Origin of the sequence: Allomuricauda sp. ANG21, from assembly GCF_040705235.1 — a bacterium.
Lineage (GTDB): Bacteria > Bacteroidota > Bacteroidia > Flavobacteriales > Flavobacteriaceae > Flagellimonas > Flagellimonas marina.
This window is the reverse complement of record NZ_JBFCVT010000016.1, coordinates 18,494-35,398: the sequence shown is the minus strand read 5'-3', so window position 1 is coordinate 35,398 and position 16,905 is coordinate 18,494. Positions and strand designations below refer to the sequence as shown.

The following is a 16,905-nucleotide window of genomic DNA, read 5'->3' as shown; positions in this document are numbered from 1 at the left end:
ATTAGTTGATTTTTGATGCCAATAAATATAATACTGCCATACGGATGGCTACCCCATTCTCCACTTGGTGCAGAATTATGGATTGGTCAGAATCCGCAACATCACTTGTAATCTCCACACCCCTATTGATTGGTCCAGGGTGCATAATCACAATTTGTTTATCCAAGCTGTCCAGTAGCTGTTTGTTCACCCCAAATTGTTGGGTGTATTCCCGAGTGGAAGGAAAATAACTGATATCCATCCGCTCATTCTGAATACGGAGCATGTTGGCCACATCACACCATTCCAAAGCTTTTCTCAGGTTGGTTTCCACGGTAACCCCGAGCGATTCAATATACTTTGGAATCAATGTCTTGGGGCCGCAGACTTTTACGTTGGCTCCTTGCAACTTTAAGGCAAAAATGTTGGAGAGTGCCACTCTAGAATGGAGAATATCCCCCACAATGACCACATTTTTTCCACCTACATCCCCAAACTTCTCGCGAATAGAATACGAATCCAACAAGGCTTGGGTTGGGTGTTCATGGGCTCCATCCCCAGCATTGACAATGGATGCCTTAACATGTTTTGACAGGAAAATCCCTGCTCCCGGATTGGGATGTCGCATCACCACCATATCCACTTTCATAGACAGGATATTGTTGACCGTATCGATAAGGGTTTCCCCTTTTTTTACCGAAGATGACGCCGCAGAGAAGTTCACCACATCTGCCGACAATCGCTTTTCAGCGAGTTCAAAGGAGAGTCTGGTTCGGGTACTGTTTTCAAAAAAGATATTGGCGATGGTGATATCGCGAAGCGTAGGTACCTTTTTAATAGATCGGTTAATGACCTCCTTAAAATGGTCTGCGGTTTCAAAAATGAGTGCGATATCCTTTTTGTTCAGATATTTTATTCCCAACAGGTGGTTTACACTCAATTCACTCATTTCAACTTATTTACTTACCAAATATACCATGTCTTCACCATCATTTTCCTCCCACATCACCTTTACTTTTTCTTCATTTATTGCATCCACTTGCCTACCTCGATAATTAGGCTGAATGGGCAAATGTCTGCTAAAACGTCGGTCAATCAACGTTAATAATTCTATACTTTTGGGTCTGCCAAAAGACTGAATGGCCGTTAAAGCTGATCTAATGCTCCTTCCTGTGTAGAGTACATCATCAATAAAGACCACTTTTTTATCTTCTACTAAAAAGTTCATTTTTGTGGAGTTGGCCTTTAAAATTTCTCCTCTTCCAAAATCATCCCTAAAAAAGGTGATGTCCAAAAATCCAAGGGGTATATCCTTCACCTTATACTCCTCTTTGAGAATTTTAGCAAGCCTTTCCGCCAAAAAAATACCTCTGGGCTGAATGCCGATAAGGGCGGTATTCGAAAAGTCTAAATGGTTTTCCAACAGTTGACAAGCCAACCGGTGCAGTATGATGTTGATTTCTTTTGAAGTAAGCAGTACTCTTTGACTCATATGCTATGCAACCGACTCTGTTGAATGCAAAAGTAAACAATTCTTTAGAATGCAAAAGGCATAAAAAAGCCCCGACTGTTCCCAGCGGGGGCTTTTTGTGCTATTGGGAAAACCTGATTACTTTTTCTTGGAATCAGCTTCCATTTTATCCTTCAATGCTTGCAATTGTGAATTGGCATCACCAAGGGTCGGTGCTGCTTCATCTGAAGATGAAGACCTTTTCTTGGCGGCTTTTACATTCTTCTCTTCTTGCTCTCTAAAGATGGCAGTGTGGCTGGCCACAACGCGTTTAAAATCTTTGTTGAACTCGATGATCTTGAATTCTGCCTCTTCTCCTTTTTGAAGTTTCTTACCATCTTCTTTTTCCATGTGACGTTGCGGAACGAATCCTACAATGTCCTCATTGAAGTTGATGGTAGCTCCCTTGTCAACCACTTCAGCGATAGCTGCTTTATGGATGGTTCCTTCAGCAAATTCTTCAGAATACTTGTCCCAAGGGTTCTCTGTGGTTTGCTTATGACCCAAACTCAACTTACGACCTTCAACATCCAATTCCAATACTTCAACCTCCAAGGTATCGCCTACGGCCACAAACTCAGACGGGTGCTTGATTTTCTTGGTCCAAGAAAGGTCAGAGATATAGATCAAACCGTCGATTCCTTCTTCCAACTCCACAAAAACACCAAAGTTGGTAAAGTTTCTAACGATTCCTTTGTGTTTAGATCCAACAGGATACTTGGAAGTGATATCTGTCCATGGGTCTGGAGACAATTGCTTGATGCCCAAAGACATTTTACGATCTTCTCTATCCAGGGTCAAAACAACCGCTTCAACCTCGTCACCAACGTTTACGAAATCCTGGGCAGAACGCAAGTGCGTAGACCATGACATTTCAGAAACGTGGATAAGACCTTCAACACCTTCGGCAACTTCAATAAAGGCACCGTAATCTGCGATTACAACAACTTTACCTTTTACTTTGTCACCAACTTTTATCTCATCTCCAAGGGCATCCCATGGGTGTTTCTCCAACTGCTTAAGACCCAATTGGATTCTTGATTTGTTATCATCAAAGTCAAGGATAACCACATTCAATTTCTGATCCAACTCAACAACTTCGTTGGGGTGGTTGATACGACTCCAAGAAAGGTCGGTAATGTGAACCAATCCGTCCACACCGCCAAGGTCGATAAATACTCCATAAGAAGTAATGTTCTTGACGATACCTTCCAATACTTGGCCTTTCTCCAATTGACCAATGATTTCTTTTTTCTGTTCTTCAATATCGGCCTCGATCAACGCTTTGTGAGATACCACCACGTTCTTGAACTCGTGGTTGATTTTCACCACCTTGAACTCCATGGTCTTCCCTACGTACTGATCGTAGTCACGGATAGGTTTTACATCGATTTGGGAACCAGGCAAGAACGCTTCAATTCCAAAAACATCAACGATCATACCACCTTTGGTACGACATTTAACAAAACCGGTAACGATTTCTTCTTTGTCATGGGCGTTGTTAACACGTTCCCAAGCTTTGATGGTCCTTGCTTTTCTGTGGGACAATACCAATTGACCGGTCTTATCTTCACGGATATCTATAAGTACCTCAACTTTGTCACCCACTTTAAGATCGGGATTGTAGCGGAACTCGTTCAGAGAAATAACACCTTCAGACTTCGCGTTGATGTCGATGATAGCTTCACGGTCGGTCATGTGAACCACTTTTCCTTCCACTACTTCCTCATCGGCAGTGTCCACAAAATTTTCCTCTACAAGTGTTTCAAATTCCTTGAGCTTTTTGTCATCTACGCGCTCAATTCCTTCTTCGTACTTTTCCCAATCAAAATTCTCAAGATACTCCTGTGGGTCTTGTTGGGGTTGGGTTTCTTTTTTTGTTTCTGGTGCTGCAGTGGTCTCTTCAACCTCTGCAACGTTTGCTTTTTCTTCAGCCATGTGCTGACCTAAAATTTGTATTCCACGTTTTATAAGAGCTGGCAATTACCGCGGAAGTGGTTTTTACATTTTATTTTCAGTTCCTTTTTCCTCTTACTGCTTTGCTAAAAAAGGAGTGCAAAAATACAATTAAATTCTTGATTCACAAAGTATCTGCTCCAAAGGTTTGCAATGAAGAAAGTATTACAAAAATTTAATAGTGGAATGTTGCCATAATGGTTATCTTGAAAGTCTTAACTATTAACTGTAAATATTGCGTTATGAGTGTAAAAGCAAAGTATCAACCCGTATTAGATCTAGGTCAAAAATTGAACATTAAGGATGGAGATGTTTCTGAGGAAAACGGCGTCCTAAAAATAAAGGGGCAAGCTTCCACCCAATATGAGAAAAACCTGCTATGGGACAAAATCAAGGAAATCGGCGGACAAAGCCCATCCGATATTAAAGCCAACATTACCGTTGCGGATGAATCTGTCTACGCCCGACATACCGTAAAAAGCGGTGAATCGTTGAGCAAGATTGCCAAGCATTATTATGGTGACCCCATGAAATACAAGCAAATTTTTGAAGCAAATACAGATCAGTTGAAGAATCCAGACTTGATTCACCCTGATCAGGTGTTGGTAATCCCGAATTTGTAGAATAGTGTCACATCGAGTGCAGTCGAGATGTACTTGAGTTCTCGACTGCGCCTGTCTGCCGACAAAGGCAGGCTCGAACTGGCAGTATACAACAACCAAAAGGCGCCCTTGTGGCGTTTTTTTGTTTTTGGGAAGCTCTAAAGGAAAAATGCTACCTTAACTTGCTATTGGAAGTGAATTGTTCCAACGATTCATACCATAGAACTGCGGCACATTTATAAACCAATATTGCGATTGAATGAAAAATTTTGAGGAGCGATTAAAAGGCGGGCATCCAAATTCTTTGGGAAATACCATTGAAATTGTTGAAGAAGTTTTGGCTGAAAACAAACACTTCAATGAACTTTTTAATTGCTATTTCAGTGATGATGAAGTTGTACGGCTCCGGACTTCAAATGCAATGAAACGGATTTGCAAAGCGAAAAAATCGATTTTAATTCCATACTTAGACCAGTTTTTAACAGAGATTGCCCAAATTGACCAAGCCTCAACCCAATGGACTTTGTCCCAACTGTTTGAAATGCTTGAAAAAGATATGACTGAAAATCAAATTGAAGAGGCGAAAAAAATCATGAAGCGAAATCTCGTAAATCACAACGACTGGATTGTACTGAACGAAACAATGGCCACGCTAACCAAATGGTCTAAAAAGGACACGAAGCTAAAAGATTTTATTGTGCCTCACTTGGAAAGATTGACAACAGATGGACGAAAATCTGTTTCGGGTCGAGCGAAAAAAATGATTGCACAATTAGAAAAAGACTAACTCCTGGCTTGTATGACATACTCAGTCCAAGTATCAAAACAATGTGTTATTGTTTGATGCAGAAACACCGTGTTGAACTTTATGATTTTAGGCTCGACTCCACATTTCCTAGAAGCTGATGAAACAGGCCTTTGACTTACCAAACCATTTAACCCTATTCTTTGAAGCCAAGTTGTAGAGGGTGTCCCGAATAATGAGCGGTACATAGGCCAATACATTTGCGACCAAACGCCATTTCGGAATTTTTTCTACAATTCTTAAAAAACCATCGGAATGGGTATGGTACCCCAACTCATCTACGAGGATTACCGTAGTTAGCTCTTCGGTTGGGAAGCCTTGGGCCAACAGTATATCATGCCCCTTTGGAGATTGAAAAGGAACCAACTCAAATACATTATGGGGAGCTAAACGTATCAACCAACCAATAACACCGTTGCATAGATTGCACTCTCCATCAAAAACTATGATACTCTTTCCCATAAGGATTGGTTTTCCATTAGGTCAGTCGGAAAGCCCTGGGGCACATTTCATGGCAAGCACAATTTTCATAAAGATTTATGATTTGGGAAACTCTATTTATGGGCTATTTTATGTAAAAAAAGCTAACTTCACGGCTTTCTGCCCAGAGTTAGGTATCTGTGCTGAACTTGTTTCAGTATCGTTGGATATAAATCATTGAAACTGATTAAGCAATGAAAAACAACAGGACTAAATTATCAGTACTGGTTTTTATTCTATTTTTAAGTGCATGCAAATCTGAAAAATCGAATACAAAAGGAGATAATTTATCAATTGAAGAAGTTTCGTATTTTGGTCAAAAGCCGCCTGGCTTAATACCAGAAGTTTTCGCTCCAGGTAAAGTCTCGATTAACGGAAGGACTGAAAGCACTGTTTCATTTTCTCCAAATATGAAGGAGATGTATTTTGATGCGATGCATGAAGACAGAATTACTCAAATCTATTTCTCTAAACTTGTCGGCGACTCTTGGACATCTATAAAAAAGGCAAGTTTTACAAAGGGAAATAAGAAAGAAGAATTACAACCTTTCGTGAGTCCAAATGGCAAACGAATTTATTTTGTCGCTTTGGACTCTATTTTTTCAGACGAACGAGTATGGTATGTAAAGCGTCTTAAGGATTCATGGAGTGAGGCCACTAAACTGGATTCTCCAATAAATGATGATAAAATATTCTTTCCAAATCATTCAAAAAACGACGGACTCTATTATTACGATTTATCAAAAAGAAAAACGTATTATGCTCCCCAGAAAAATGGACAATTTATAGAACCGCAAGAAGTAAATATTAGTATGGGACATCATGCATTTATCTCACCTAACAATGACTATTTGTTGGTAGCCGCTCGGAATAATGAAGATGAAAACAGAAAGGACAATGACATTTATGTTTATTTCAAGAATCAAGATAAAACGTGGTCCAACCCAATCAATCTTGGAACTGCAGTCAATACCCTGTTAAATGAAAAAGTCCCAACTATAAGCCCTGACGGAAAGTATTTATTTTTTGGAAGGGACGAAAATGACACGGGAGGTGGTTTGGCCAATATCCATTGGGTAAGCACAGAAGTGATAGAAAAATTAAGACCAGCACAATAAAAGGTGAATTACTGCCAACTGTGGCTTTTGTAAATTTGGGTTTCCTACTTAAAAATGAAGGTGTTACAATTAAATGACATTGGGTCTGGTAAACAAAGATTCGACCCCAAAATCCCACACTTGCCATAGCAGGGGATATATGAACTGCGTACCGCATTGCGTTTTAATCACCCATTTATCAAATTTATAAGAAGCTTAAGGCAATATCCATTGTAAACAGTATTCTACTAACCCCATGCATCCCTTCATCAATTTTCACACTATGATAGAAGCAGAACTTACTATCTTCATTCAGGATTAGAATTCATGTATCAATATCTTCGTGAAACCAAAATATGATCTGCAAACACCTACAACCCATTGAACAACTCATCCTTGAAAAAGGAATCAAGGAAACGTATCGAGGACAAGTTTGGTCTAAAAACTGTAGGGAGTGGGTGTACTACGACTGTTTTATCGATGCTGTTTCGCTCTCCAAGAGATTAGATTTGGATGAATGTGTTGAAATTCATAAACATTTGGGAACGCATGATGGCAGCGAATACGGGTTTTATTGCAACGAGCACCATGATGGGATAATGGGCGTTCCCCCAGAAAATAGGAAGAATAAAATAATCTTCAGAACTCAATCTTGTCAACTCGCTAAGTTGTATTGCTTATAATCACCCGTTTGGCAAATTCGTGGATACGCTCAAATTGTTCTTCCAAACCCATATTGCTATTATCAATCAAGCATGTATGAATCCAAAAAGCATATCCATCAATTAGACTATGGTTTTTATGGTGAAAAATTTGACTTTCACTAAACACATAAAACTCGGTAAAACTATGTTCGGTTTATTGGTAACCATCAATCTAAAAATGATAAAGTTTTTTATCCTATTTGTTGTCTTTATAAATAACTTCATGTCTGCTCAAGAAAAAGATTCTTTACTGAATAAGATTAGAAGAAATTATTCTGAAATAAGAGCCCAACTTGACTCTTATGAAACCACCAAGATTGAAATACGGGGCCAATCAGCTGAAGGTGGACAGGCAACAGCCTACTATGGTGTTACCGAGATTAAATTAATAGAAGTTGTATTGCTGGGGGAATCGGGTAAAAAACATATTGAATACTATTTTAATGATGGTGAATTAATCTTCGCATTTGAACAAAATTTCATATACAACCAACCTATTTACATAAACCAAAATATAGATAAGGAAAATGAAAAAAATGAAGTATTTGACTATAAAAAAACAATAATTGAAGAGGATAGGTACTATTTTGAGAATGAAAAACTTTTCCTATGGCTTGATAACAATAAACTGAAACAAGACCTAACAATAGAGTCAAGATTTTGCTTGGAAAATAGACTTATTGCCCATTGTTATAAATTAATGCATAAGTTGGAACCCTAGACACTATCCCATTATAGCCGAAGTCAAAATTGTCTTTTTATCTTTTATTGGCAATAACTCGCTTGGCAAATTCGTGGATACGCTCAAATTGTTCATCCAAGCCCATATCGCCATTATCAAACTCTAGGGCATCCTTTGCTTTTTTAAGGGGTGAAATACTTCGGGTAGAATCGATTCGATCGCGTTCTTGTACATTTTTTAAGACTTCTGCAAAGGTAACCTTCTCCCCTTTCTCCAACAGTTCCTTATAACGGCGCGTAGCGCGAATTTCAGCGGAAGCCGTCATAAACAATTTTAGTTCGGCATCTGGGAAAACCACTGTACCAATGTCCCTACCATCCATAACAATGCCCTTGTCCTTGCCCATTTGTTGCTGCATCTCCACCAACTTGGTGCGTACCTCACCAATAGCCGCTACTTTACTCACTTGTCGGGAGACTTTCATGGTGCGGATTTCCTGCTCCACGTTTTCACCGTTCAGGTACATTTCAGAACGACCCGTTTTTTTATTCGGTACAAACTTCAACTTGATTTTTGGCAACTCCTTAACCAACCCAGCAATATCATCTTTGGTTCCGATGTACCCATTATCCAAAGCATAAAGCGTAACGGCACGGTACATGGCACCGGTATCCACATATATATAGCCCAAAGCGGTGGCCAAACGTTTAGCGATGGTGCTTTTTCCAGTTGAGGAATAGCCGTCTACGGCGATTGTAATTTTTCCCATTGGTTAAAAATAGGAATTACACCCCTAATTTCCCACTTCGACTTGCTTACTGGTAGGCAGGTAGAGAACAAAGTATAGCCGTTGAAATTTTAATTCTCGATACAACCTTTCTTCGTTTTCATTCCAAAAGATCACTCGAATTGACGAATTTCAAAAAATGGTCAAAGACAAATTTTATGATACTTGACATGAATTACAGGGCCTTGGCATTTTTCACCTTTTGGTCCGTAATGGCAATGTCAATCACCTCGCTCATATCCGTCACGTAGTGAAACGTAAGACCTTTAAGATATTCTTCTTTGATTTCCTCAATATCCTTTCTATTGTCCGCACACAGAATGATTTCCTTGATTCGGGCGCGTTTGGCCGCCAAAATCTTCTCTTTGATTCCACCTACAGGCAGTACTTTGCCCCGAAGCGTAATTTCCCCGGTCATGGCCAAGCTTTTCTTGACTTTGCGCTGCGTAAAGAGGGATACCAAAGACGTCAGCATGGTGATTCCTGCACTGGGGCCATCTTTGGGCGTGGCACCTTCAGGAACGTGGATGTGCACATTATACTTATCGAACACCTCAGGTGCTATACCAAAGGTATCGGCGTTGGATTTAATGTATTCCATGGCAATGGTGGCGGATTCCTTCATCACTTTACCGAGGTTTCCAGTAATATTTAGGGTTCCCTTTCCTTTAGAAAGTATGGATTCAATAAACAGAATATCACCTCCCACGCTGGTCCAAGCCAATCCAGTGACCACACCGGCCACTTGGTTGTGTTCATATTTGTCGCGCTCCAATCGTGCTGGGCCGAGTATTTTTTCAATATCCTCATTAGTGATTTTGATGTTGTACTCCTCTTCCATAGCAATGGATTTGGCTGCAAAACGAACCACTTTGGCTATCTGCTTCTCCAATCCACGCACCCCTGATTCTCGGGTGTATCCTTCCACAATCTTCTCTAATTGACGTTTACCAATCTTCAAATCTTTATTGGAAAGGCCATGTTCCTTTAATTGTTTGGGAAGTAGATGGCGTTTGGCGATTTCCACTTTCTCCTCAATGGTATAACCTGTTACATTGATGATCTCCATACGATCACGTAGGGCAGGTTGAATGGTTGACAGGTTATTGGCTGTGGCAATGAACATTACTTTAGATAAATCATAGCCCATTTCCAAGAAATTATCATGGAATTCGCTATTCTGTTCGGGGTCCAAAACCTCCAGCATGGCCGAAGAAGGGTCTCCTTGATGGCTGTTGGACAATTTATCAATCTCATCCAAGATAAAAACAGGATTGGACGTTCCTGCCTTTTTCAAACTTTGTATGATTCGTCCGGGCATGGCGCCGATGTAGGTTTTTCTATGACCTCGGATTTCAGCTTCGTCGCGTAATCCCCCTAGGGACATACGCACATATTCTCGGCCCAAAGCCTCTGCCACGGATTTTCCCAAGGAGGTTTTACCCACGCCAGGAGGTCCATACAGACAAAGGATAGGAGATTTCATATCGTTTCGTAGCTTCAACACTGCCAAGTACTCTATAATCCTACGCTTTACGTCTTCAAGTCCATAATGGTCACGGTCCAAAATTTGTTCGGCTAGTTTTAAATCGAACTTATCTTTTGAATACTCGTTCCAAGGCAAATCCAGAATCAGGTCCAAATAATTGCGTTGAATGGAATACTCAGCCACTTGCGGGTTCATGCGTTGCATTTTTCCAAGCTCACGCTCAAAATGCTCCTCAACTTTCTTGCTCCACTTTTTCTTTTTGGCCCGTTCACGCATTTCATCCACTTCCTGCTCATAGGACAGCCCGCCCAATTCTTCTTGGATGGTCTTCATCTGCTGGTGAAGGAAATATTCACGCTGTTGCTGGTCCATATCGCTACGTACCTTGGACTGAATATCATTTTTTAGTTCCAAACGCTGCAGCTCCATGTTCATATACCGCAAGGTGGTCAATGCGCGTTCCTGTAAGTTGGGAATCTCTAACAATTGTTGTTTCTCAGCAACACTAAGGTTAAGGTTGGAGGACACAAAATTGATCAGGAACGAATTACTCTGAATGTTCTTAATGGCAAAAGTGGCCTCACTTGGAATATTGGGGTTATCCTTAATGATCTTAAAGGCCAAATCTTTAATAGAATCGATAATGGCCCCAAATTCCTCGCTTGTCTCATCGGGTCGTGCTTCTTGCGCTTCCTTTACAGTAGCTGTCAAGTAAGGTTTTTCAGAAACAATGCTGTCAATCTGAAAACGTTTTTTCCCCTGAATAATAACCGTAGTATTCCCATCTGGCATTTGAAGTACACGTAAAATTCTAGCTACGGTACCCAATGTATTGATATCATCCACCCCCGGGTTTTCGGTCTCCTCATCCTTTTGGGAAACCACGCCAATGGTTTTTGACCCATTATTGGCGTCCTTGATCAAGTTGATGGATTTATCCCTTCCGGCCGTAATGGGAATTACCACACCCGGAAAAAGTACGGTATTCCGAAGAGGTAAAATTGGCAGAACCTGTGGCAGGCTCTCCTTGTTCATTTGTTCTTCGTCTTCCGGCGTAAGCAACGGTATCAGTTCCGCTTCCTCATCCAGTCCTTGAAAATCTATATTGTCAAAACTTGAAATTTTCATCTCTTTCATATCGTCATATCGGTCATTTTGTCAGAAACCACAAAATTCGACCTTGTTTATTAAATCCAAAAGCCGTTACAACTCCCTCATTTTCAAAAGATATAGGGAGATTTAGGCTTAACTACACTCCTAATTAGGCAATTCCTATGCCAATAAAAGAATTTCTTGAAACTAACTATCTACCTCAAGCCAAGGAGTATTTCACCATTTTCATTTTGACCTAAAGGTCAAAACCGAAATTCTGTTATTTAGATTCCCATTTTATGGGAATGACAATTTTAGCGGAAACCACGCAGCAAGCTGCGCGGAATTCTTTTTGATTAAAATTGAAATTTTGCGAAAAAAGTGTAACAATTGATAAATTCATACCTCTATAAGACAAATCAATCATTTTTTGAGCCACCAAAATGAACATATTGATGAACTGCTGAAATCGTGCATGCAGGGGAAACAAAGTGCACAATTGGAGATTTACAATCGCTATTACAAAGCTATGTACAATACTGCTTTTAGAATTGTAAAGGACTCCGCCGAAGCAGAGGATGTAATGCAGGAATCGTTCTTGAACGCGTTTACAAAACTGCACACATTTAAAGGGGAGGTTGCCTTTGGTGCATGGTTAAAGCGAATTGTGATCAACAACAGTATCCATCATTACAAAAAACAGCAAAAAAGAAGGGCTGTGGACTTGGATGACATAATGTACAAGGTCGAAGATAATGATGAAGTTGATTCGAATCAAAATGGTTTTGCTGAACTAAAGGCTCAAAAAGTGATGGAAACCATGAAAAGTTTGAAAGACAACTACAGAGTTTCTTTGACCTTACATTTAATTGAAGGGTACGATTACGAAGAAATTAGTGAAATAATGAACATTAGTTATGCCAATTGCAGAACTACAATTTCCAGGGCCAAGGAAAGCCTTAGAAAAAAATTGACATTAAATGCTTGACCATGAAGGAAGATAAATTAGATCAATTGTTTAATAGGCTTCAAGGACAGTTAGACCTTGAAGAACCACAAAGTGGACACCAAAATCGTTTTTTGGAGAAACTGAACCAGACCAATGGTACGGTTTCCATTCAAAGTAAAAAGACAAGTTGGTGGAAACCCCTATCCATTGCTGCATCCATTGCAATCATTGGGGTATTGGCCTTTCAGGTTTTGAACACAAACCCCAGCATAGAGCAACAGGTTGTAGAGATTTCCCCGGAAGTGTCGCAAACCGAGTTTTATTTTGCCAACCTCATTGAAGAGCAGGTGGCCCAATTGAAAAATGAAAAATCACCAGAAACCGCAAGATTGGTGGATGACACGTTGTTGCAACTGAAAAAATTGGAAAAAGATTATAAAGCATTGGAACAAGACCTTGTCAATGGCGGAGATAGTAAGATTATTTTGAACGCCATGATATTCAACTTCCAAACAAGAATTGATCTTTTAAAAGATGTTTTGAGCCAAATAGAGAATATTAAAAATTTAAAATCGTACAATGATGAAAACATTACTATTTAAGAGTTTCCTTTTGGCCATGACGCTCTTTCCCTTAACGATGAGCGCACTTACCGATGGCATGAATGGGAAATATACCAAAGAAAAGACCATAAAACGGGAGTTCAATGTAAACTCAGATGCCCTTTTCAAGGTGAACAACAGCTACGGTAACCTCAACATCACCTCTTGGAACGAAAACAGGATACTGATAGAGGTTCATATCAAAGCCAACGGTAACGATGAGGATCGTGTTCAAGATCGGTTGAATGAAATTGATGTTGATTTTGAGAACAATTCCGGGATGGTATCCGCCAGGACCCTTTTTGGTGATCGTGGCAATAGCTGGGGATGGAACTGGGGCAAACGCAGAAACGTAAATGTACAGGTAAACTATACCATTAAATTGCCCGTGAAGAACAGTGTTAATCTTAGTAATGATTATGGCAACATCTTTTTAGATCGTATTGATGGTCATGCCAAAATCAAGTGCGATTATGGTAAAATTGATGCGGGGGAACTTCGCGGACGTAACAATGAATTGAAGTTTGATTATACTTCTAGATCCCATTTTGGCTACATAAACAGCGCCGAAATTGTTGCAGATTATTCTGGTTTTACTGTTGAAAAAGCTGGAGACCTTACTGTAAAAGCGGATTATACCAATGCCGTAATCGAGGAAATGGGCAATTTGGAATATTCAAGCGATTATGGTTCACTAGAGGCCCACAAAGTTAAAAATGTGAATGGAAATGGCGATTACATCGGGGTAAAACTGGGGAAGGTCCACGGAAATGTGAGCATCACCAGTGATTATGGTTCCCTGCGGATTGATGAGCTGGCCCCGGATGCCGGAAACGTAGAAATTAGAACTGATTATACAGGAATAAAAATTGGATACCATCCTGAATATTACTTTGATTTTGAGATTGTGGCGGAATATGCTGGTGTGAGTGGAAAAGACGATTTTGAAATCAATATCAGCAGGGAAAAATCCAACGAAAAATATTACAAAGGCTATTACGGAAAAGAAAACTCCGGGAACAAGATCAACATCACCACCGATTACGGAGGCATCACATTTTTTAAAAATTAAATCATATCAAAAAACAATAAACAAACCAAAGTCATGAAAAAAGGTATCACATTATTATTGGCACTATGCACAGTTGCCATTACAAGCGCCCAGTGGGGCAGAAGAATTAAAGGGGATGGAAATTACGTAACCATTGAACGCTCGGTTGGGAATTATGATGGGGTTGCCTTGGCCGGCTGGTTCGACGTTGACTTGGTGAACGGTAATGAAGGGGAGATTACCCTTGAGGGAGAATCGAACCTATTGGAGCACATTAAAACAGAAGTTAAGAATGGAACCTTGGTGATTAAGGTGGAAAAAGGACTCAATCTTAGGCCCTCCACATGGGGTAAGGGAATTCACATAACCGTTCCGGTTGAGTCCATTAGTGAAGTTTCACTATCCGGTTCTGGAGATATTGTTGGGCAAACCACCATCAAAGCCAACAATTTTAGCACTCGGATTGCAGGTTCTGGGGATGTTAGCCTTACCGTTGAAGCCCAAAGTGTTGAAGCATCCCTCTCTGGTTCCGGGGACATCAATCTTTCTGGAAGAACTACAGATTTCAAAGTTCAGGTTTCTGGGTCTGGTGATATTAAGGCGTATGACCTGGAGGCAGAGTTTGTTACGGCAGCGGTCTCAGGTTCAGCAGATATAAAAGTTACCGCTAATCAATCCATAGATGCCCGTGTGTCTGGGTCTGGGGACATCCATTATCGTGGAAACCCAAAGAAAATCAATAGTAAGTCCTCTGGGTCTGGAGACATTTCCAAAGGCTAAAAGGAGTTTATCACTACCAATCAAAAAACGTAAGGGCCCCGATTATCATCGGGGCTTTTTTTTTGGAACCCTATTCTTTGTGGTTGACCCGTGCCAACAGAAATATTCCCATTAAAAAGAAAAGTCCTAAAAATATAATGCTATTCCTCATGCTTCCGGTTACCTGTGAGACAAATCCGTACATAAAGGTTCCTATGATGATCCCTATCTTCTCAGCCACATCATAAAAACTAAAAAAAGAGGTAGTGTCCGTTGTTTCCGGTAAAAATTTGGAATACGTTGATCTTGAAAGGGCTTGAATACCACCCATAACCATACCCACCAAACCAGCAGCAATATAAAAATCCGTTGGGGTTTGCAAGAAATAGGCGTACACACAAAGCATCACCCAAATACAGTTTATGACCATCAATGTTTTGATGTTTCCATACTTACCAGAAGCCTTTGCGGTAAGTGTAGCTCCTAAAATGGCCACAATCTGAATGACCAAAATACTCACAATGAGTCCTGTGGTTCGTTCACTATCGGAGCCCCAAGCTATTTCTTCCTCACCAAAATAGGTGGCTATCAACATTACAGTCTGTACGGCCATACTGTATACAAAAAAGGCTCCCAAATAGCGTTTCAACCGGGTTTGATTTCCTAATTGCCTCCAAACACTTTGGAGTTCTTGAAACCCGTTCATGATAATATTTTTTCGTTCTCCTTCCCGCTTATAGCCTTTAGGAAGATGTGTAAAGGTGTATTGGCTAAAAAGAATCCACCAAATACCCACAGAAATAAAAGAGTATTTCATGGCCTTGATTTCAGCAACTTCTCCCCCACCATCGGTAATTCCAAAAACATTAGGTTGCATAACCATAGCCAAATTGAACACCAACAAAATAACACTGCCCACATATCCCAAGGAAAACCCCTTGGCACTAATGCCGTCTTGCTGTTCGGGATAGGCTATATCTGGTAGATATGAATTATTGATGGCAAAACTGACCCAAAAGCCTACTAATCCAAAGAAATAGCAGGTTAAACCAAAATAAATGTTTTCCAAGGAGAACCAGTACAATCCAATACAGGAAAGGGCACCCAAGTAGCAGAAAAACTTCAGGAAAATCTTCTTGTTCCCCATATAATCTGCAATACCGGACACCAATGGGGTTACAATGGCTATGAACACAAAAGCCAAGGAGGTCACATAACTGATTAGTGGTGCACGGGCTATTTCCCCGCCAAAAACAGTCACTTTTTCAATACCCGCCACACGGAACAGGGCTCCGTAAAAAATAGGGAAGACCGCAGAAGAAATGACCAAGCTATAGACCGAGTTGGCCCAATCGTAAAATGCCCACGCATTCAATAGTTTCTTGCTTCCTTTTAATGCCAGTACTTGCGCCATAGTGGTTGTGGTTGGTTAAAAAGAAAATGTCATTTGAAACTGTGCGGAAACCCTTTCTTTTGGTGGTCTGGATTTTCCAGTAGCTCTAAATGACATTTTTGGTTTTTGTTGAATCCCAATTTATTTGAATGTTGTCACCCCAAATTTACGGGCTTCTTGTTTTGCGGCCGGAGCCCATGCCGTTAAATTGCTGATTCGGGTATCATTGGATGGGTGTGTGCTCAAAAATTCCGGTGGTGCTTGTCCTCCCGACTTCGCTTTCATACGCTGCCAAAGCTGGGCTGCTTCATCTGGATTGTAGCCGGCAATGGCCATAATCTGCAATCCTATTCGGTCCGCTTCGGTCTCATGACTTCTGCTGAATGGTAGCATCACCCCAACCTGTGAACCCAATCCATAGGCTTGGTTAAACATATTTCTTTTCTCGGGGTCTTGTATGGCCACATTTCCTGCAACAGCTCCTATCTGTTGCAGCATTCCGGCACTCATACGTTGTGCACCGTGATCGGCCAAGGCGTGGGCCACCTCGTGCCCCATAACAACTGCTATGCCTGTTTCATTCTGCGTAATGGGAAGTATTCCTGTATAAAAGACGATTTTTCCTCCGGGCATACACCATGCGTTCACCGTTTCATCATCCACCAGATTGTACTCCCATTTATAATCCTTCAGGTATCCCGGGTATCCGTTGGCATCCAACCATCGTTCAGCAGCAGAAGATATACGCTGACCTACCCTGGTTATCATTTGCGCGTCTGATGTGCCCGTGATTACTTTATTTTCATCCAAAAACTGATCATATTGGGCAAACGCCATGGGAAAGATTTGACTATTGGGATAAAAATTCAAAGTGCTTTTTCCCGTAAACGGATTCGTCTTGCATGCAGCAACCGCAAAGAATACAGCCACTGTCAAAATCAACCTTTTCATACGTAATTTTTAATAGT

At 40.6% G+C, this 16,905-nt stretch carries 17 protein-coding genes; 9 read left to right on the top strand and 8 right to left on the bottom strand.

Annotated elements, in window-relative coordinates; genetic code table 11:
* Window position 1: 1 nt before the first annotated feature.
* The 3 genes from AB1A65_RS16320 to rpsA form a co-directional block, all read right to left on the bottom strand.
* Entirely contained in the window at window positions 2-928 is a 927-nt protein-coding gene (locus AB1A65_RS16320) for an aspartate carbamoyltransferase catalytic subunit (RefSeq protein WP_366591000.1), read from the bottom strand.
* A gap of 6 nt (window positions 929-934) precedes the next feature.
* Window positions 935-1,471 carry a bifunctional pyr operon transcriptional regulator/uracil phosphoribosyltransferase PyrR gene (pyrR, locus tag AB1A65_RS16315; protein ID WP_366590999.1) on the bottom strand — a complete coding sequence of 179 codons (537 nt, stop codon included), beginning with the start codon at window positions 1,469-1,471 and terminating at the stop codon, window positions 935-937.
* A 117-nt stretch (window positions 1,472-1,588) separates the two neighbouring features.
* Window positions 1,589-3,427 (bottom strand): 30S ribosomal protein S1, encoded by a 1,839-nt coding sequence (gene rpsA / locus AB1A65_RS16310; protein WP_366590998.1) that lies wholly within the window; start codon window positions 3,425-3,427, stop codon window positions 1,589-1,591.
* 260 nt (window positions 3,428-3,687) lie between these two features.
* On the opposite strand from rpsA, the gene AB1A65_RS16305 reads away from it, so the two are divergent.
* Complete coding sequence (locus tag AB1A65_RS16305) at window positions 3,688-4,068, top strand: LysM peptidoglycan-binding domain-containing protein (RefSeq protein ID WP_366590997.1); 381 nt, start codon at window positions 3,688-3,690, stop codon at window positions 4,066-4,068.
* Between the two features lie 238 nt (window positions 4,069-4,306).
* Window positions 4,307-4,834 carry a hypothetical protein gene (locus AB1A65_RS16300; RefSeq protein ID WP_366590996.1) on the top strand — a complete coding sequence of 176 codons (528 nt, stop codon included), beginning with the start codon at window positions 4,307-4,309 and terminating at the stop codon, window positions 4,832-4,834.
* A gap of 108 nt (window positions 4,835-4,942) precedes the next feature.
* On the opposite strand, the gene AB1A65_RS16295 is transcribed toward AB1A65_RS16300, so the two are convergent.
* Complete coding sequence (locus tag AB1A65_RS16295) at window positions 4,943-5,314, bottom strand: DUF393 domain-containing protein (RefSeq protein WP_366590995.1); 372 nt, start codon at window positions 5,312-5,314, stop codon at window positions 4,943-4,945.
* A gap of 212 nt (window positions 5,315-5,526) precedes the next feature.
* Between AB1A65_RS16295 and AB1A65_RS16290 the strand changes: the two genes are divergently transcribed.
* The 3 genes from AB1A65_RS16290 (at window position 5,527) to AB1A65_RS16280 (ending at window position 7,854) form a co-directional block, all read left to right on the top strand.
* Window positions 5,527-6,450 carry a hypothetical protein gene (locus AB1A65_RS16290; RefSeq protein WP_366590994.1) on the top strand — a complete coding sequence of 308 codons (924 nt, stop codon included), beginning with the start codon at window positions 5,527-5,529 and terminating at the stop codon, window positions 6,448-6,450.
* Between the two features lie 335 nt (window positions 6,451-6,785).
* Window positions 6,786-7,112, top strand: coding sequence for a hypothetical protein (locus AB1A65_RS16285; RefSeq protein WP_366590993.1), 327 nt, complete (start codon window positions 6,786-6,788; stop codon window positions 7,110-7,112).
* A 244-nt stretch (window positions 7,113-7,356) separates the two neighbouring features.
* Window positions 7,357-7,854, top strand: a complete 498-nt coding sequence (locus AB1A65_RS16280; RefSeq protein WP_366590992.1) for a hypothetical protein — start codon at window positions 7,357-7,359, stop codon at window positions 7,852-7,854.
* Between the two features lie 37 nt (window positions 7,855-7,891).
* Here AB1A65_RS16280 and cmk read toward each other — a convergent pair whose 3' ends face one another.
* The gene (cmk, locus tag AB1A65_RS16275) at window positions 7,892-8,584 is read right to left on the bottom strand and encodes a (d)CMP kinase (RefSeq protein WP_366590991.1); all 693 of its coding nucleotides are present in this window, start codon (window positions 8,582-8,584) and stop codon (window positions 7,892-7,894) included.
* 193 nt (window positions 8,585-8,777) lie between these two features.
* Entirely contained in the window at window positions 8,778-11,228 is a 2,451-nt protein-coding gene (lon, locus tag AB1A65_RS16270; protein WP_366590990.1) for an endopeptidase La, read from the bottom strand.
* A gap of 385 nt (window positions 11,229-11,613) precedes the next feature.
* On the opposite strand from lon, the gene AB1A65_RS16265 reads away from it, so the two are divergent.
* From AB1A65_RS16265 to AB1A65_RS16250, 4 genes are read left to right on the top strand one after another with little or no spacing between them, the layout of a single operon-like run.
* Complete coding sequence (locus tag AB1A65_RS16265; protein ID WP_366590989.1) at window positions 11,614-12,171, top strand: RNA polymerase sigma factor; 558 nt, start codon at window positions 11,614-11,616, stop codon at window positions 12,169-12,171.
* Between the two features lie 2 nt (window positions 12,172-12,173).
* A complete protein-coding gene (locus tag AB1A65_RS16260) occupies window positions 12,174-12,734 on the top strand; it encodes a hypothetical protein (protein WP_366590988.1) in 561 nt (186 codons plus the stop codon).
* Window positions 12,715-13,806: a hypothetical protein gene (locus tag AB1A65_RS16255; RefSeq protein ID WP_366591036.1), complete on the top strand. Its 1,092-nt coding sequence runs from the start codon at window positions 12,715-12,717 to the stop codon at window positions 13,804-13,806. Before AB1A65_RS16260 ends, AB1A65_RS16255 begins: the two co-directional genes overlap by 20 nt.
* Before the next feature lie 33 nt (window positions 13,807-13,839).
* Window positions 13,840-14,565 carry a head GIN domain-containing protein gene (locus AB1A65_RS16250; RefSeq protein ID WP_366590987.1) on the top strand — a complete coding sequence of 242 codons (726 nt, stop codon included), beginning with the start codon at window positions 13,840-13,842 and terminating at the stop codon, window positions 14,563-14,565.
* Window positions 14,566-14,635: 70 nt separating this feature from the next.
* Here the strand turns inward: AB1A65_RS16250 and AB1A65_RS16245 are convergent, their stop codons facing one another.
* Entirely contained in the window at window positions 14,636-15,958 is a 1,323-nt protein-coding gene (locus AB1A65_RS16245) for an MFS transporter (protein WP_366590986.1), read from the bottom strand.
* Between the two features lie 120 nt (window positions 15,959-16,078).
* Window positions 16,079-16,888, bottom strand: coding sequence for a M48 family metallopeptidase (locus AB1A65_RS16240; RefSeq protein WP_366590985.1), 810 nt, complete (start codon window positions 16,886-16,888; stop codon window positions 16,079-16,081).
* Window positions 16,889-16,905: the final 17 nt, after the last annotated feature.

Coding starts and splice junctions, on each gene's coding strand:
- AB1A65_RS16305 (WP_366590997.1), top strand. CDS start 3,688: ATGAGTGTAAAAGCAAAGTATCAACCCGTATTAGATCTAGGTCAAAAA.
- rpsA (WP_366590998.1), bottom strand. CDS start 3,427: ATGGCTGAAGAAAAAGCAAACGTTGCAGAGGTTGAAGAGACCACTGCA.
- AB1A65_RS16300 (WP_366590996.1), top strand. CDS start 4,307: ATGAAAAATTTTGAGGAGCGATTAAAAGGCGGGCATCCAAATTCTTTG.
- cmk (WP_366590991.1), bottom strand. CDS start 8,584: ATGGGAAAAATTACAATCGCCGTAGACGGCTATTCCTCAACTGGAAAA.
- AB1A65_RS16245 (WP_366590986.1), bottom strand. CDS start 15,958: ATGGCGCAAGTACTGGCATTAAAAGGAAGCAAGAAACTATTGAATGCG.
- AB1A65_RS16240 (WP_366590985.1), bottom strand. CDS start 16,888: ATGAAAAGGTTGATTTTGACAGTGGCTGTATTCTTTGCGGTTGCTGCA.
- AB1A65_RS16255 (WP_366591036.1), top strand. CDS start 12,715: ATGAAAACATTACTATTTAAGAGTTTCCTTTTGGCCATGACGCTCTTT.
- AB1A65_RS16280 (WP_366590992.1), top strand. CDS start 7,357: ATGTCTGCTCAAGAAAAAGATTCTTTACTGAATAAGATTAGAAGAAAT.
- AB1A65_RS16320 (WP_366591000.1), bottom strand. CDS start 928: ATGAGTGAATTGAGTGTAAACCACCTGTTGGGAATAAAATATCTGAAC.
- AB1A65_RS16260 (WP_366590988.1), top strand. CDS start 12,174: ATGAAGGAAGATAAATTAGATCAATTGTTTAATAGGCTTCAAGGACAG.
- AB1A65_RS16295 (WP_366590995.1), bottom strand. CDS start 5,314: ATGGGAAAGAGTATCATAGTTTTTGATGGAGAGTGCAATCTATGCAAC.
- pyrR (WP_366590999.1), bottom strand. CDS start 1,471: ATGAGTCAAAGAGTACTGCTTACTTCAAAAGAAATCAACATCATACTG.
- lon (WP_366590990.1), bottom strand. CDS start 11,228: ATGAAAGAGATGAAAATTTCAAGTTTTGACAATATAGATTTTCAAGGA.
- AB1A65_RS16285 (WP_366590993.1), top strand. CDS start 6,786: ATGATCTGCAAACACCTACAACCCATTGAACAACTCATCCTTGAAAAA.
- AB1A65_RS16290 (WP_366590994.1), top strand. CDS start 5,527: ATGAAAAACAACAGGACTAAATTATCAGTACTGGTTTTTATTCTATTT.
- AB1A65_RS16250 (WP_366590987.1), top strand. CDS start 13,840: ATGAAAAAAGGTATCACATTATTATTGGCACTATGCACAGTTGCCATT.